Source organism: Mammaliicoccus sp. Dog046, assembly GCF_034039665.1.
Lineage (GTDB): Bacteria > Bacillota > Bacilli > Staphylococcales > Staphylococcaceae > Mammaliicoccus.
The window spans coordinates 2,102,511-2,117,596 of record NZ_CP120131.1 but is presented as its reverse complement, the minus strand read 5'-3'; the positions used below and the strand labels follow the sequence as shown (position 1 = coordinate 2,117,596).

General features: G+C 32.8%; 16 protein-coding genes. 10 read left to right on the top strand and 6 right to left on the bottom strand.

The genetic code is table 11. From position 1 onward, the window contains the following. Nucleotides 1-20 precede the first annotated feature (20 nt). A complete protein-coding gene (locus tag P3U32_RS10525; protein ID WP_323703093.1) occupies nucleotides 21-740 on the top strand; it encodes a YwiC-like family protein in 720 nt (239 codons plus the stop codon). A 592-nt stretch (nucleotides 741-1,332) separates the two neighbouring features. Here P3U32_RS10525 and P3U32_RS10520 read toward each other — a convergent pair. Next, the gene (locus P3U32_RS10520; RefSeq protein ID WP_323703092.1) at nucleotides 1,333-1,584 is read right to left on the bottom strand and encodes a GlsB/YeaQ/YmgE family stress response membrane protein; all 252 of its coding nucleotides are present in this window, start codon (nucleotides 1,582-1,584) and stop codon (nucleotides 1,333-1,335) included. 43 nt (nucleotides 1,585-1,627) lie between these two features. Then, entirely contained in the window at nucleotides 1,628-2,269 is a 642-nt protein-coding gene (locus tag P3U32_RS10515) for a DUF1295 domain-containing protein (protein ID WP_323703091.1), read from the bottom strand. A 173-nt stretch (nucleotides 2,270-2,442) separates the two neighbouring features. Here P3U32_RS10515 and P3U32_RS10510 point away from each other — a divergent pair, with 173 nt between their 5' ends. Together P3U32_RS10510 and P3U32_RS10505 are read left to right on the top strand one after the other, a co-directional pair. Beyond that, nucleotides 2,443-2,769 (top strand): PadR family transcriptional regulator, encoded by a 327-nt coding sequence (locus P3U32_RS10510; protein WP_323703090.1) that lies wholly within the window; start codon nucleotides 2,443-2,445, stop codon nucleotides 2,767-2,769. A gap of 2 nt (nucleotides 2,770-2,771) precedes the next feature. Then, nucleotides 2,772-3,437, top strand: coding sequence for a DUF1129 family protein (locus tag P3U32_RS10505; protein WP_323703089.1), 666 nt, complete (start codon nucleotides 2,772-2,774; stop codon nucleotides 3,435-3,437). A 30-nt stretch (nucleotides 3,438-3,467) separates the two neighbouring features. On the opposite strand, the gene queE is transcribed toward P3U32_RS10505, so the two are convergent. Genes queE through queC form a run of 3 tightly spaced genes read right to left on the bottom strand, consistent with a single transcriptional unit; the run spans nucleotide 3,468 to nucleotide 5,270 of the window. Further along, nucleotides 3,468-4,178 carry a 7-carboxy-7-deazaguanine synthase QueE gene (gene queE / locus P3U32_RS10500; RefSeq protein WP_323703088.1) on the bottom strand — a complete coding sequence of 237 codons (711 nt, stop codon included), beginning with the start codon at nucleotides 4,176-4,178 and terminating at the stop codon, nucleotides 3,468-3,470. Next, nucleotides 4,171-4,602 carry a 6-carboxytetrahydropterin synthase QueD gene (gene queD, locus P3U32_RS10495; protein ID WP_323703087.1) on the bottom strand — a complete coding sequence of 144 codons (432 nt, stop codon included), beginning with the start codon at nucleotides 4,600-4,602 and terminating at the stop codon, nucleotides 4,171-4,173. Before queD ends, queE begins: the two co-directional genes overlap by 8 nt. Further along, nucleotides 4,602-5,270, bottom strand: a complete 669-nt coding sequence (gene queC, locus P3U32_RS10490) for a 7-cyano-7-deazaguanine synthase QueC (protein ID WP_323703086.1) — start codon at nucleotides 5,268-5,270, stop codon at nucleotides 4,602-4,604. Before queC ends, queD begins: the two co-directional genes overlap by 1 nt. Before the next feature lie 204 nt (nucleotides 5,271-5,474). Here queC and P3U32_RS10485 point away from each other — a divergent pair, with 204 nt between their 5' ends. From P3U32_RS10485 to ltaS, 6 genes are all read left to right on the top strand, one after another. Next, complete coding sequence (locus P3U32_RS10485) at nucleotides 5,475-6,077, top strand: anthranilate synthase component II (protein ID WP_323703085.1); 603 nt, start codon at nucleotides 5,475-5,477, stop codon at nucleotides 6,075-6,077. Next, nucleotides 6,049-7,803, top strand: coding sequence for an aminodeoxychorismate synthase component I (gene pabB, locus P3U32_RS10480; RefSeq protein ID WP_323703084.1), 1,755 nt, complete (start codon nucleotides 6,049-6,051; stop codon nucleotides 7,801-7,803). The genes P3U32_RS10485 and pabB overlap by 29 nt, the downstream gene beginning before the upstream one ends. Nucleotides 7,804-7,864: 61 nt before the next feature. Beyond that, the gene (locus P3U32_RS10475; protein ID WP_323703083.1) at nucleotides 7,865-8,080 is read left to right on the top strand and encodes a hypothetical protein; all 216 of its coding nucleotides are present in this window, start codon (nucleotides 7,865-7,867) and stop codon (nucleotides 8,078-8,080) included. Nucleotides 8,081-8,114: 34 nt separating this feature from the next. After that, a complete protein-coding gene (locus P3U32_RS10470; protein ID WP_323703082.1) occupies nucleotides 8,115-8,819 on the top strand; it encodes a carboxyltransferase domain-containing protein in 705 nt (234 codons plus the stop codon). After that, entirely contained in the window at nucleotides 8,807-9,811 is a 1,005-nt protein-coding gene (locus tag P3U32_RS10465) for a 5-oxoprolinase subunit C family protein (RefSeq protein WP_323703081.1), read from the top strand. The genes P3U32_RS10470 and P3U32_RS10465 overlap by 13 nt, the downstream gene beginning before the upstream one ends. Before the next feature lie 198 nt (nucleotides 9,812-10,009). Then, on the top strand, nucleotides 10,010-11,950 hold the full coding sequence (gene ltaS, locus P3U32_RS10460) for a polyglycerol-phosphate lipoteichoic acid synthase LtaS (RefSeq protein WP_323703080.1): 1,941 nt from the start codon (nucleotides 10,010-10,012) through the stop codon (nucleotides 11,948-11,950). 345 nt (nucleotides 11,951-12,295) lie between these two features. Here the strand turns inward: ltaS and P3U32_RS10455 are convergent, their stop codons facing one another. Then, a complete protein-coding gene (locus P3U32_RS10455; RefSeq protein WP_323703079.1) occupies nucleotides 12,296-13,111 on the bottom strand; it encodes a ZIP family metal transporter in 816 nt (271 codons plus the stop codon). Between the two features lie 85 nt (nucleotides 13,112-13,196). Here P3U32_RS10455 and P3U32_RS10450 point away from each other — a divergent pair, with 85 nt between their 5' ends. Continuing rightward, nucleotides 13,197-15,074, top strand: a complete 1,878-nt coding sequence (locus P3U32_RS10450; protein WP_323703078.1) for an ABC-F family ATP-binding cassette domain-containing protein — start codon at nucleotides 13,197-13,199, stop codon at nucleotides 15,072-15,074. The last annotated feature ends 12 nt before the right edge of the window (nucleotides 15,075-15,086 follow it).

Below are 15,086 nucleotides of genomic sequence, written 5' to 3'. Positions count from 1 at the left end.
ATATGTGGAGGTGTTTTTATATGAAATTTAAAAAGCCTAATCAACATGGCGTATGGTCGATGATTATCATACCGATTGCATTTGGTATCGCTGTAAGTGGTTTTACGTTTTATCATTTATTATTATATTTAGGTTTATTAGCATCATATTTTATGAGTGATCAAATCTTTTTCTATTTAAAGAAACGAAAAAAAGATTCAGGCTATTTGATGACAGCGAGTATATTTTTACTAATAGTAATATTCTCGTTCATTCCAATTATATTGTACAAACGAGAGACGTTAATGATTTTTATATTAATGGTGCCACTTTCGTTAATGAACGCTTACTTTGCAAAAAATAAAAAAGAACGTGCATTTACAAATGATTTAATTGCTGTGTCCATCTTTTGTTTGTTTGGTGTTTTGAGTACAATATTAAATGTTTCAATCACATCAATTCAAATATGGTTTCCTGTTTTTATTTTAAGTTTCCTTTATTATTTTGGAACTATTTTATATGTTAAAACAATGATTAGAGAAAAGAAATCAGCACTGTATAAGTGGAGTTCTTGGATATATCATTTATGTCTAGTAGTAATTGGACTAATGATCAGTCCATTGATAATGGTGATGTATCTGCCTAGTTTAATTAGAGCTGTACTGTTGTATGGTAAAAATATAAAAATCATGCATGTAGGTATAATAGAGATAGTTAATTCAGTTTTCATATTAATCATTGGAATTATTTATTTACATTAAAATAAGGAAGGCGCGAAATTTATTCTATGTCTAAAATACTTATATATGGCTAACGAGATAGTTTTAGAAAACAATCTTATTAGAAATTCTAACGAGATAGTTCATGGAAACAATCCCGTTAGAGCAAAAATAGACAGTGAAAAGCCCAAATGAACTGTAAAATGTGAGAAAATGACACGTTAACGAGATAGTTTTAGAAAACAATCCTGTTAGAAAATCTAACGAGATAGTTCTGAAAAACAATCCCGTTAGAACGGAAATAGCCCATATAAAAGCCTAATTGAATTACAAAATGTGAGAAAATGACACGCTAACGAGATAGTTTTAGAAAACAATCCTGTTAGAAAATCTAACGAGATAGTTCTGAAAAACAATCCCGTTAGAACGGAAACAGCCCATATAAAAGCCTAATTGAATTACAAAATGTGAGAAAATGACACGCTAACGAGATAGTTTTAGAAAACAATCTCTTTAAAAGAATTTTTTTAGGAATAGAGAAGAGGATTGGCCTATATTGCAAACGAAAAAAGGCATGGAATTTTATTCCGTGCCTTCTTTTCATTTAGTAATTTTATTCAAAACTTAGTTGTTACTATTTTTTTCTAATTAATTTTAAGATGAATGATAGTACAAGTATTAAAATGATTGAACCAATTAAAGCTGGTATAATTGCTACGCCACCCCATACTGGACCTAAATCACCTAATAATGCGCCACCGATTGCTGAACCGATTAAACCGGCGATGATGTTACCAATGATGCCACCAGGAATGTCTTTACCTAAAATGACACCTGCTAGCCAACCAATCAGACCGCCTACAATTAACATTAATATAAAGCCCATGAGCGTACCTCCTTAGTTTATCTTGTCTGTCTACAATTACCCTTTATGAATCTGCCGAAACATAGTATGTTGTTTTGAATAATTTTTGCCATAAAATAAAAGTAATATAAAAAAGAAATACAGGGACAAGAAGGAACCAATGTGGTGTAAGTACAATCATACATATTAATGATAAGGTGAACATGACTTCTCCTACTAATTGTGGATGGATAAAGTATCTGTATATACCTTGTTGATACATTTTAGCTAATCGTTTACCATCTGCTTCAATTGCTTTCGTAAATAAAGAAAGGTAAGCGATGATTTGTCCGAAAATAAATAAACTGACACCGAAATAAGGTACAGATTGATAAATTGAAAGTTTACTGTCTAAATAAACAATGTTTAAAGACATGCTAAATACAATTGTAATGATATATAGTACGAAAAATTGGTTTTCTATAATATTTGGAGCATATTTAATTTGAATCCATGTATGTATGAATGCCCATATAAGTAACATTGCTGTTACAGCGATCGTGATGAAATTGATTTCTTTGATGATTATAAAGGATATTAAACCATTCAAAGCAATTGTTATTGAAATGGCGTAATGATTGATACGCTTTTTCTTATTCATGACTACATAGTTATATGACATTAAGACGATACACAGTATGATATTAATTGAAACGAGAAATGCCATATCTGTCTCCTACCTTAAACTAGTCTCTAAGAATTATAACAATAACTTAACATTTAAGCACTTAATATATATTTGAAGAACTTTAAAGGCACTATGAGTGTGGAAAATAATATGATACAATCATACTAACTTGTAATACAAAGTAGTTATGTGAATTGGAAGAGGTTGAGTCTATGTCCATAAGAACACAAATGCGAAAGGGTCTGTTGGATGCGTGTATATTGGCAATCATTGAAACGCAACCCGTATACGGTTATGAACTGTCGAAGATATTAAACGAACGTCATTTTAAAGATGTGAGTGAAGGTACTATTTATCCTATTTTACTGAGGTTGTTAAATAAGCAGTTGATTTATAGTGAATTTCAAACGAGTGAAAAAGGACCAAAGAGAAAATATTATTACATCACTGAAGACGGAAAAAAAGAATTAGATACCGTTAAGCACGAATGGAATCAAATGCAAGCACCAATTAATGCTTTATTAAAAAAGGAGTACTAAAGATGACAACAAGAACGACGAAACAATTGATCGAAGAAAATAATATAAAGAGAAAACAATTAAATGAAGAAGATTTAAAAGTTTACGAAAATTTCTTGTTATATTTAAGAACAGATTTAAGGGTAAGTGAACACGAAACTGAAGTGATATTGATGGATGTATTAGACCATTTATTAGAATCGGTTTCTAATGGCAGCTCTGCAATTGAATTTTTCGGTCATGATGTTAAAGGACATGCTGATGAAATATTAAAAGCATTACCGAATGAATCTCGAAAAGCCATTTTTAAAATGTTGTACATGGGGATTTCATATTTCTATAGTATTTATTTTATCATTACAGGTTTAGTATTAATGTTTACGAATAGTAAGACACCTGTTATCTCAACTTTATTGTTAATCATAATGGTACCAATTGGTGGGTACATCATTATCAAATTGTTATATAGTGGCATTCAACGATATATCTTCGATCAGACGAAGTTTAAACAATATAAAGAAATGCTGTATTCTGGTGTTGTAGTAGGTATATTACCTGCGCTATTAATGTTAGTACCGTATATGATTTTTAAAAATAAGATGCTGGTGGATATACCTGGATGGGTCTTCATTGCGCTTAGTTTAATCATATTCATTGTTTATAAATTAACGAAAAAGAAAACGAAATAAGAAAAAGCGTATAACATTTCCTAGGAAATGTTATACGCCTTTTTTATTGCTCCAAAGCAATGTGTGTAATTGAGGTAATACATATATGTCATTGAGCGTGTCGTTCATAACTTTATCAATTAATGCTTCGTATTTTTCTAGTAGCTTTTCAGTATGATTCGAAACGCGATCGTCTAAATAAGGATTTCCGACTTGTACATAGAACGGGATAGACGGGTATCTTGCATGTATATCTTTAGCGAATTGATAGTCATCGTCATCGAATACAACGACTTTTAATGAAAGACTTTCTTCAACACACTGTGATATCACATCATCAAGGATAGGTAAGTTTGGTTTCATACCTGAACTTGGTGGTTTAGGGCTGATAGTTAAGTCATCAATTTGCGTCATCCACGATTGAAATTTAGATCCTTGTGTTTCTAAAGCAGTCTGAATGTTTCTTTCATTTAACGCTTCAACTAATGGACCGATATTTTTAATCAATGCTGGATTTCCTCCAGAAATCGTAACATGTTGATATCGTTGTGGCGCAAGTGCATCTAATTCGGCGATGATTTCTTCGGGTTCTAATAAACGAATGTCGTCCTTAGCAGAGCCGTCCCAAGTGAAACTTGAATCACACCAACTACAACGGTAGTCACAGCCACTCGTTCTGACAAACATCGTTTTCTTACCAATCACTGCCCCTTCGCCTTGTATTGTTGGGCCGAACATTTCTAGTACAGGTATTTTAGGCATGGTTATCTCCTTGATTTACAGGACGATACACAACATAACTTGTAGGTGTTTCTCTTACAAATACTTGAACGCATTGTGGCTTATTGTCACGTTGATCTAAAGATTCTTGTACGATTTTATATATCGTCTGTGCAACTTGTTCTGTAGAAGGGCTATGATCTTTAAATTCATCAAAATCATTAAGTAATTTGTGATCATAACGTTTGTGTATTAACGTTTTTAATTCGCTAAAGTTTACGAGAAATCCCATCTTATCTAATTCGTTACCTGCAATAGTTAAGTTAACAAAATAAGTATGCCCGTGAATGTTTTTGCATTTACCAGCTTCATCAAATGGAATGTAGTGTGCACTAGAAAAGTTAAAATCTTTATTTAATTCGAAAGCATATGGATGTTGTACGCTAGGGTATATTTGTTGTAGCATTATAAACTTCCTTTCGTTTCGAGGTATTGGTCAAGACCTTGTTTTCTTAATTGGCATGCTGGGCATTCTCCACAGCCATCACTCATAACACCATTATAACAAGTCAGTGTTTTTTCTCTTACATAATCAAGTGCACCTAATTGATCACTTAGTGCCCAAGTTTCTTTTTTATTTAACCACATAAGAGGTGTGTGAATCACAAAGTCTTTATCCATAGATAAGTTTAATGATAAGTTCATTGATTTAATGAAACTATCTCTACAATCTGGATATCCACTAAAATCAGTTTCACATACACCTGTAATAATATGTTTTGCGCCGATTTGATAAGCGAGTGCCCCAGCAAAAGATAAGAATAATAAATTTCTTGCAGGAACAAATGTATTAGGTATACCGTTCTCATCGTTTTCAATTGTCATAGAATGATCTGTTAATGCATTTGGTGACAATTGTGAAAGTAAAGACATATCAAGTAAATGATGCTTTAATCCTTGTTCTTGAGCGATACTTTCGGCAACTTTAATTTCTAAGTCATGTCTCTGTCCATATTGAAAAGTGACTAACTCAACTTCCTTGAAATGTGCTTTTGCATAAAAAAGACACGTCGTACTATCTTGTCCACCACTAAATACAACGAGTGCTTTTTCATTTTTTAATGTTTCTGACATGATGTTTCTCCTTTATAAAGGCATAAAAAAAGCCTGCCTTCTATAAAAAAGGTAGACGTGTGTGTCTAGTTTTTTATAGAGGGTGTAAGCTAGTAACCTCTGAGTTTATTGAATATACAAATGATAATATAATCATTGTGTAAAAGCAAGTTTAGAGTATGTTATGATTAGTTTGAAATTTAGGAAAGCAGAGCGTGTATACATATGATAATGATGATCGATAACCATGATTCATTTACATACAATATCATCGAATATATTAAAGTGATTACCAACAATAGTGATATTTGTGTGTTGAAATCTGAAGAAGTGACATTTGATAAAATGAAAGACATAAACCCAAAAGTGATTATTATCTCTCCTGGACCAGGACATCCAGATGATTATGTGAATTTAAAATCTTCTATAATCGAAGTTTATAAAGATATACCTATCTTAGGCGTGTGTTTAGGGTTTCAATTATTGATATCTGCATTTGGTGGCAATGTCATTAAAGGATTACGTCCAATACATGGACATACGACAAGTATTAGTCATGATGGGGAAGGTATTTTTGAAGATTTGCCACAGTCATTTCAAGTAACGCGTTATCATTCATTAATTGCAGATAAAAATCAGATCCCGGAAGATTTTATTGTCACTGCGTACAGTGAAGATGACATTCCTATGGCGATACGTCATCGTTCATTACCGATTGAAGCAGTACAATATCATCCGGAATCTATTTTAAGCGAATTTGGGATGGAACAATTTGCAAACTTCTTAAGGAAGGTAGGCGTTGAAGTTGAAGACACATATACAGTATAAATACATGTATGACCAACAAAATGTGGAACAACTGGATTTAAAATTTGAACATCCGGTTAAGCAATATGTTGCGAAACAGTTGGATGATGTCCCAACTTTAATCGAACAAGCAACACAATATCAAGAACGTGGATATTATGTTGTATTAACATTGCCATACGAAAGCGCGCCAGCTTTTGATGCATCGTTAGCTGTTTCATCGAATGAAGCAGGGAATTACGGCGTGATGCAAGTGTTTCATCAACCAGTTGAACATTTTGAGGAAAGAGTTGAACAATATCAACAAGAGCATATCAAATGGACAGCTACACATACAGATGATGAAATTGCGAATCACATTAAAGAGATTCAAGACCAAATTACATTAGGAAATACGTATCAAGTCAACTATACGACCCGATTAAAGGCACAGCCAATTACTAATACGTATGCGTATTTTTTAAATTTAATTTCAGCTTCAAATGGGGATTATAAAGCGTATATCGAACATGAAGATGAAACAATGATGTCGATATCTCCAGAACTGTTCTTCCAATATGGCCCTTATGAACAAGTGGCGCATATATTGTTGACGAAACCAATGAAAGGTACGATTGCGCGAGGAAGTAATGAAACTGAAGATGCTGATAATTTTCTAGCATTAAAAGCGTCTAAAAAAGACAGGGCAGAAAATGTAATGATCGTTGATTTGTTAAGGAATGATTTAAGTAAAATTTCTATTACGGGGACTGTAACAACAAAATCATTATTTGAAATAGAAAAATACCAAACCGTATATCAAATGACGAGTACAATTACTGGTCAATTGAAAGAAAATCATCATTTATTGAATATGCTTCAAGCGTTATTCCCATGTGGTTCCATTACAGGTGCACCAAAAGAATCTACAATGAAAATCATTAAAATGCTTGAACAACAACCAAGAGGCATATATTGTGGAACAATCGGTATTTTAATGCCGGACGGAAGAATGGTATTTAACGTCCCGATTAGAACGATTCATCAAAGGCGTGACCATGCCGTGTACGGTGTAGGTGCAGGGATTACGATAGACTCTGTTGCAGAATCTGAAATCAAGGAGTTCAAAATGAAATCTAAAATACTACAAAGCTCAAATGTACATTTAATAGAGACAATGAGAATGGTAGATGGTGTCATTCAAAGGCGTGCTGAACATACAAATCGTATTTCACAAAGTGCTAATGATTTAAATATACCGTTTCAATTAGAACGATGGGAACAGGTGTTGAATGAAGCGGAACAAAGTAGTAAAGTAGGTACTTACAAATTGCGAGTCGAATTAACACAACAAGGTGAATTCGATGTTGATTTACAACAGCTCATTGATTCTGATCAACCACTCACTTCTATATTAAAGAAAGCACAAACGGTACCGCCTGTATTTATCACAAATAAAACAACGGAACGACAACATTTTGCACATGATGGAGAAACGGATGTAGTTTTATATTATAATGAAGCATCTGAAATTACAGAATTTAATATTGGCAATGTCGTTGTTAAAGTAGATGATTCATATATAACACCACCCTATGAAGGTCAGATGTTAAATGGTTGTATGAGACAGTCACTTATTAAACAAGGTATACTTAAAGAACAAACGATAGAAGTAAAAACACTAATTAATGGTATTAAAAATCAAACGCATGAAGTATTTATGGTTAATAGTTTGAGAGAATGGACACGCATAGATTTAAAATTATGATGGTAATCCATAGGTACAAATAGTAAAATAGTAAACATCAAATAAGGACGGGTGAAAATATATGTTCTTAGCATTATTATATTTAGTCATTGTGATCGTAATTGCATTTTTCTTAAAACGCATCGTATTAAAGCAATTGAGAAATAACAAGAATAAACAAGGATTTGCATACTTATTCCTAGGATTTGTAGTTGCAATTGTGTTTGTTGGTTTATTCGTTAATCAATTGTCACATGTGTTTATCGATTTAACAGATGTATTTTACCGTAAACAATGATGCTATTTAAGGAAAATAGAATGAGGTGTCTTTAATGCGCATTTATCCAAAAGGAGATTCTGCACTTACTGTAATTAGTGATCGAGAAGCTTCAAGGCAATTAACGCATGAAATTAATGAATTTAGATTAGAAATATTGAAACAAGATATGCCATTTATTGATGAAGTCATTCCAAGTGAGACGAGTTTGATGGTCGTATATCATCCATATAGCATGATGATGAACCATAATATCGATAAACCATTTCAATATATGACTGAATTTGTAGAACGCATTATATATAAGAAGAAACAATATTTGAAAGATAGAGAAATCGTTAAGACATCAAACGTAGTCGAAGTTGTTATAGGTGGAAAATATGGACCGGACTTTAATGCATTAACAGATCTATCTATAGAAGAACAGAAGCAAGTACTTGAATCAAGAACTTATTTTGTCTCTATGATTGGTCATACACCGGGTTGTCCTTATTTATCAGGATTAAGCCATCGATTACATGCTACTAATAGCGATTATAAACAGTTCATTCCTAAAGGCTCTGTATGTATTGAACGTGATAAATTATTTATCACTACAACGAATACAAGTGGAAACTGGCCAGTTATTGGGTGGACGAATGATGAAATTTTTGATGTCGAAAGTAGTGACTGTAAGCTGAAATTTGGCGATGATGTTGTTTTGAATATTGTTGAAAACTTTTCAGATGAGGATGGAGGATATGAGCCATGTCAATCATAATTAGAGAACCTGGACTATACACTTCCATTCAAGATCTAGGCAGACAGAATCATCAACATTTAGGCATAGTGAAAAATGGTTCGATTGATCAATTAAATCATAGGCTTGCGAATATGTTAGTTGGGAATAAGGAAGATGAAGCACTTATTGAAATGACTTTTAAATTACCAACTATTCAATTCACAGAGCCTACACTTATTGCTATTACGGGAGCCAATTTTCCAGCGTATAAAGATAATAAAAAAATAACACCATATAAGTTACACTTAATGAATAAAGGTGAAGTACTGCAATTTAGCGATGCTGCAAAGGGCACAAGAGCTTATTTAGCAATCGCGGGTGGTATTGTTGCAGATGAGTGGTTAGGGTCTAAATCAACGAGTATCAGACTAGGTATGGGTGGTTTTAATGGACGCATCCTCCAATCAGGTGATGAAGTTGAATTTTGTAGAAGCTATACAACGCTTCAAAAGAAATTATTCGAGAACTTAGAATTTACACAGTCCGCTGAGTGGGGTGTAGATCAATATACATTGGCTATGAATTATTTTACGGATATCTTCCATGTTATATCAGGAGAAGGTGCGACGCATTTTAAATTTGATGAAGTAAGAAGTCTCGAAAATCAAATTTATAAAGTGTCTCATCGATTTAATAGAACTGGACTTACACTTGAAGGCAATCCTGTTATAGATAGACAAATGAATGATCAGTCATTCCTTAGTGTGAAGAAAGGAACTGTTCTACTAAACCAAGATCAGCAACCTGTCGTTATGCTGAATGATCATCAATCATTATCTAGTTACCCACAACTTGGGACAATTGCGTCATACCATATTGATAAATTAGCGCAAAAGAAACAAGGATCAAAAATGATATTTAAAATGATAACGATTCAAGAAGCGGAAAAGAATATGAAGAAACATGCACAGTTTATAAAACAAATCAAAACAGGTATCGAATATAAATTAAAAGAAGAACTTAATAAATAAATGGTGTTAAAATTGTGTCTATTATGTGCACTTTTTACACATTTTTAGTTTGGATTTTAGGTTTTTAGTTGAAATTTATTGTAAAGTAGTATAAATTAAAATACTGAACGTATAATGTTACGAGAATATTACAACTTTCAATAATATGTAACAAAATGATAAAGATACTTGTTATGAGTTGAGATACGGAGGAAAGGTATGAAAACTAAAGATAGGAAGATCGGCGTCTTTACATTCTTCTTGCTAACGATTTTAGCAATAGCATTAAAGACTTATTTTGCCTATTATGTAGACTTGTCACTAGGAGTAAAAGGACTTGTACAGAATTTAATTTTATTAATGAATCCATATAGCTTAATTGCTTTAATTTTAAGTGTGTTCTTATTCTTTAAAGGGAAAAAGTCATTTTGTTTCATTTTTATAGCCGGATTTGTATTGTCATTTTTACTTTACGCAAACGTAGTATACTTTAGATTCTTCTCAGATTTCTTAACATTCAGCACTTTAAATCAAGTGAGTAATGTAGAATCTATGTCAGGAGCGGTATATAGCTCATTTTCTTGGTATGACTTTATTTACTTTATAGATACAATTGTATTTTTATTTGTACTTATATTTAAAAGTAAATGGTTTACAACAAAAGCATTTCCAAAGAAATTTGTCCCAGTTGTTATGGGTGTAGCAGTTGCACTATTTTTCTTAAACTTAGCATTTGCTGAATCTGATAGACCAGAATTATTAACAAGAACATTTGACCATAAATATTTAGTGAAATATTTAGGACCATACAACTTCACAGTTTATGATGGTGTCAAAACGATTCAAAATAATTCACAGAAAGCATTAGCAAGTGAAGACGATTTAACAGAAGTTAGAAATTACACTAAGCAGAAATATCAAGAACCAAACAAAGAAACATTCGGTATTGCAAAAGATAAAAACGTAATCAAAATTCATTTAGAAAGTTTCCAATCCTTCCTAATTAATTTCAAAGTTAATGGTGAAGAAGTAACACCATACTTGAATTCATTAGCTAAAGGAGATCAAGGATATAAATATTATCCGAACTTCTTCCATCAAACAGGACAAGGGAAAACAGCAGACTCAGAATTAACAATGGATAACAGTATTTTCGGGTTACCACAAGGATCTGCGTACTCATTGAAGGGCGATAATACGTATCAATCATTACCTGCAATATTAAATCAACAGCAAGGGTACCAAACTTCTGTTATGCACGGTGATTACAAAACATTCTGGAATAGAGACCAAGTTTACAAGCACTTTGGTGTAGATAAATTTTATGATGCAACATATTATGATATGCAACAGAAAAATCTTGAAAACCTAGGCTTGAAAGATGAAGTGTTCTTTGATGAATCAATTGCACACTTAAAAGAACAGAAACAACCTTTCTATTCTCATCTCATAACGTTAACGAACCACTATCCATTTACATTAAGTAAAGAAGATGCAACAATCGCTAAACCTAATACAGGTAGTGCGACATTAGATGGATATGTTCAAACAGCACGTTATTTAGACCAATCATTAGAGAAATTTATGACTCAATTGAAAAAAGAAGGTCTATATGACGATTCAGTTATTATGATATACGGTGACCATTATGGTATTTCTGAAAATCATAATAAAGCAATGGCCAATCTGTTAGGTGAAGATGAAATCACACCTGCGAAATTTATGGACTTAAATAGAACACCATTCTTCCTAAAAGTTCCTGGACTTAAAGGTGGCGTTGATAAGACATACGGTGGTCAAACAGATGTAATGCCTACATTACTTGATGTATTAGGTATTAAATCTAGCAATTACATCATGTTCGGTACAGATTTATTATCAAAAGGACATGATCAAACAGTAGCATTTAGAAACGGTGACTTTATCACACCTCAATACAAATCAATAGGTAGTACTGTATACGACAACAAGAATAACCAACCAATGAAAACAAAACCTAAAGATTTAGATAAGAATAAAGATAAAGTTGAAAAAGAACTTGAACTATCCGACCAATTATTACACGGAGATTTATTCAGATTCTATAAAAATCCAGACTTCAAAAAAATAAATCCATCTGATTATTCATATAAATCAGGTCATGGCTATGAAGAAAAATAAAAAGAAGCTCGCAGCTGCGAGCTTCTTTTTTTGATAAATTATTGTGGAAGATAAGATAATGTAAAGGACAAAACAAGAGAGAAAAGTCCGCTAGAGCAGTGTAAAGGACAAAACAAGAGAGAAAAGTCCGTTAAAGCAGTGTAAAGGACAAAACAAGAGAGAAAAGTCCGTTAGAGCAGTGTAAAGGACAAAACAAGAGAGAAAAGTCCGTTAGAACAGTGTAAAGGACAAAACAAGAGAGAAAAGTCCGTTAGAACAGTGTAAAGGACAAAACAAGAGAGAAAAGTCCGTTAAATCAACATAAAAGACAAAAAAGAAGCCCATTACTATGAACTTCTTTTTATATTAACCTAATGCTACGTCTAATATCATCATGATAGTAAATCCGCCCATTAAACCTAATGTTGCTAAATCAGTATTATTACCTGATTGTGATTCTGGAATGAGTTCTTCTACTACAACGAATATCATAGCGCCTGCAGCAAATGCGAGTGCATAAGGCAGTATTGGTGTTGCGATGACAACTAACAATGCACCTAACATAGCGAAGACGGGTTCGACTAATGCTGAAGCTTGTCCGTAATTAAATGATTTCCATCTTGATAATCCTGAAGCGCGAATTGGCATAGATAATGCTGCACCTTCAGGAATATTTTGTATCCCGATTCCTATTGCTAAACCTAACGCTCCTAAAAGTGTTGCACCTTCATTACCTGTTGCAACTCCCCCGAAAGCAACACCGATAGCCATACCTTCAGGGATGTTATGTAGTGTAATGGCTAGGAACAGTAAAGTATTCTTACCTAATTTAGTATCCGGACCTTCGACTTTTTGATTTTTATCTACTGCATTTTGATGTGCGTGCGGTATAACAAAATCTAACAGTCTAATAAATAAACCACCTAATAAAAATCCAACTGCCGCTGGTAACCAAGGCATGGCTGAATGTGAACTTTGTTCTATGGATGGTTGTAACAACGACCAAAAACTCGCAGCGATCATAACACCAGCAGCGAATCCTTGCATTGTGTTAATGACCTTTGTATCGATATTTTTAAACAAGTATACAAACGCTGCGCCTAAAGCTGTTAATAGCCATGTGATAATACCAGCAAATAGTGCTTGTAAATATGGTGGTAACGTTGTGAAAAACTCTTGCATAGTTTGGGCTCCTTCATATCATTTGTTTGAAAAAAAGTGTATAATATATTAATTGAAAACTGAGAAAACTAAAGGATGTTTAATCATGGAAGCATACAAAATTGAAAAGCTTAATAAGCAATATGGTGATAAAGTTATATTTAATGATTTAGATTTATCCATTTCCTATAAAGAACGTATTGGATTGGTTGGCATCAATGGAACAGGTAAAAGTACATTACTAAAAGTAATCGCAAATTTAGATGATGACTTTGATGCAAAAACATCATATCCAAATCAATATCAAATCGCTTATGCAAGTCAAAAACCAGAACTCAACGGTGACTTAACTGTTATAGATGAAGTGTTGAGTAATGAAACTGAAATGACAAAAGTCATTACGAAATACGAAAATGCACTTAATCAATATCAACTGTCAGGTGATTCAAAAGATCTAGATATGATGATGACTTATCAATCAGAGATGGATCGATTAAATGCATGGGATTATAGTGCAGACGTTAAAACTATTCTATCAAAACTAGGCATCAATGACTATCTTAAAAAGATTTCTATGTTAAGTGGTGGCCAACAAAAAAGAGTTGCGCTAGCAAAAGAATTAATCAGAAAACCAGACTTATTATTATTAGATGAGCCTACGAACCATTTAGATATAGAAGGTATTGAGTGGTTAGTTAATTATATTAAACAGTATCCACATACGATTATGTTTGTAACACATGACCGTCACTTCTTAAATCAAGTTTCTACAAGAATTGTTGAATTATCAGATGGAAAATTAACAAGTTATCCAGGTAACTACGAAGCTTACATTGAAGCAAAAGCTGAAAAAGAAGAAATAGAAGCTCAGCAACATGTTAAGAAGAAAGCATTATATAAGCAAGAATTAGGTTGGATGAGACAAGGGGCAAAAGCAAGATCGACAAAACAACAAGCACGTATTCAGAGATTTAATAATTTAGAAGAAGATTTATCTAATAAGAAAATACAAGGTGAAGCAAGTTTAAATTTAGCGCATTCACGACTTGGAAAACAGGTCTTTGAACTTGAAGATATCTCTAAAACAATAGGCGACAAAACTTTATTTAAACCTTTCACAACGATTATTCAAAAAGGTGATCGCATTGGTATAGTCGGTGAAAATGGTGCGGGTAAAACAACGCTTTTAAATATTATAAGTGGACTAGACCAAACCTTTGATGGCTATTTAATAACAGGACAAACTGTAAAAATTGCATACTTTAAACAACAAGACGAAAGTTTGACTTCAAATAAACGAATGATTGATTATTTGAGAGATGAAAGCGAAGTAGCGAAAGAGAAAGATGGCACGGTTGTATCTGTTACGCAATTATTAGAGAGATTTTTATTCCCGAGCCAGACACACGGCACTCAAATTAGTAAATTATCGGGTGGAGAACAGAAACGTTTATATCTCTTGAAGTTATTAGTACATGAACCGAATGTATTAATCCTGGATGAACCTACAAATGATTTAGATACAGAAACATTAACGATTTTAGAGGCGTATATTAATGAATTTGGCGGGACAGTGATTACAGTCAGCCATGATAGATATTTCTTAAATAAAGTAGCCAATAAATATTGGTTTATACATGACCAACAAGTAGAACCTATGCTAGGTGATTTTGAAGATTATTTAACATATAAACGTAAGTTAGATAAAAAAGAAAACCAACAACAGAAAGAAACACAACAAAACGAACCACAAGCACAATCAAAAACTTCTACACGATTGTCATATAAAGAAAAACGAGAAATTGAACAATTAGAAAAAAATATTGAATATATAGAAACAAGATTAGAACAAATTGATTTAGAAATGGTTGAACATGCGACTAATTATGAAAAATTAAACGAACTCACAAATGAAAAGACATCAATTGAAACGCAATATGAAGAAGATTATGAGCGTTGGTCATCCTTATCAGAGAGATTATAAGCGTACAGAGGT

What these genes read in the sequence shown, in the direction of transcription:
- P3U32_RS10485 (WP_323703085.1), top strand. Translation starts at nt 5,475, where the DNA reads ATGATAATGATGATCGATAACCATGATTCATTTACATACAATATCATC.
- P3U32_RS10505 (WP_323703089.1), top strand. Translation starts at nt 2,772, where the DNA reads ATGACAACAAGAACGACGAAACAATTGATCGAAGAAAATAATATAAAG.
- P3U32_RS10465 (WP_323703081.1), top strand. Translation starts at nt 8,807, where the DNA reads ATGTCAATCATAATTAGAGAACCTGGACTATACACTTCCATTCAAGAT.
- P3U32_RS10515 (WP_323703091.1), bottom strand. Translation starts at nt 2,269, where the DNA reads ATGGCATTTCTCGTTTCAATTAATATCATACTGTGTATCGTCTTAATG.
- P3U32_RS10525 (WP_323703093.1), top strand. Translation starts at nt 21, where the DNA reads ATGAAATTTAAAAAGCCTAATCAACATGGCGTATGGTCGATGATTATC.
- P3U32_RS10470 (WP_323703082.1), top strand. Translation starts at nt 8,115, where the DNA reads ATGCGCATTTATCCAAAAGGAGATTCTGCACTTACTGTAATTAGTGAT.
- ltaS (WP_323703080.1), top strand. Translation starts at nt 10,010, where the DNA reads ATGAAAACTAAAGATAGGAAGATCGGCGTCTTTACATTCTTCTTGCTA.
- P3U32_RS10455 (WP_323703079.1), bottom strand. Translation starts at nt 13,111, where the DNA reads ATGCAAGAGTTTTTCACAACGTTACCACCATATTTACAAGCACTATTT.
- queD (WP_323703087.1), bottom strand. Translation starts at nt 4,602, where the DNA reads ATGCTACAACAAATATACCCTAGCGTACAACATCCATATGCTTTCGAA.
- P3U32_RS10450 (WP_323703078.1), top strand. Translation starts at nt 13,197, where the DNA reads ATGGAAGCATACAAAATTGAAAAGCTTAATAAGCAATATGGTGATAAA.
- P3U32_RS10510 (WP_323703090.1), top strand. Translation starts at nt 2,443, where the DNA reads ATGTCCATAAGAACACAAATGCGAAAGGGTCTGTTGGATGCGTGTATA.
- P3U32_RS10475 (WP_323703083.1), top strand. Translation starts at nt 7,865, where the DNA reads ATGTTCTTAGCATTATTATATTTAGTCATTGTGATCGTAATTGCATTT.
- queC (WP_323703086.1), bottom strand. Translation starts at nt 5,270, where the DNA reads ATGTCAGAAACATTAAAAAATGAAAAAGCACTCGTTGTATTTAGTGGT.
- P3U32_RS10520 (WP_323703092.1), bottom strand. Translation starts at nt 1,584, where the DNA reads ATGGGCTTTATATTAATGTTAATTGTAGGCGGTCTGATTGGTTGGCTA.
- queE (WP_323703088.1), bottom strand. Translation starts at nt 4,178, where the DNA reads ATGCCTAAAATACCTGTACTAGAAATGTTCGGCCCAACAATACAAGGC.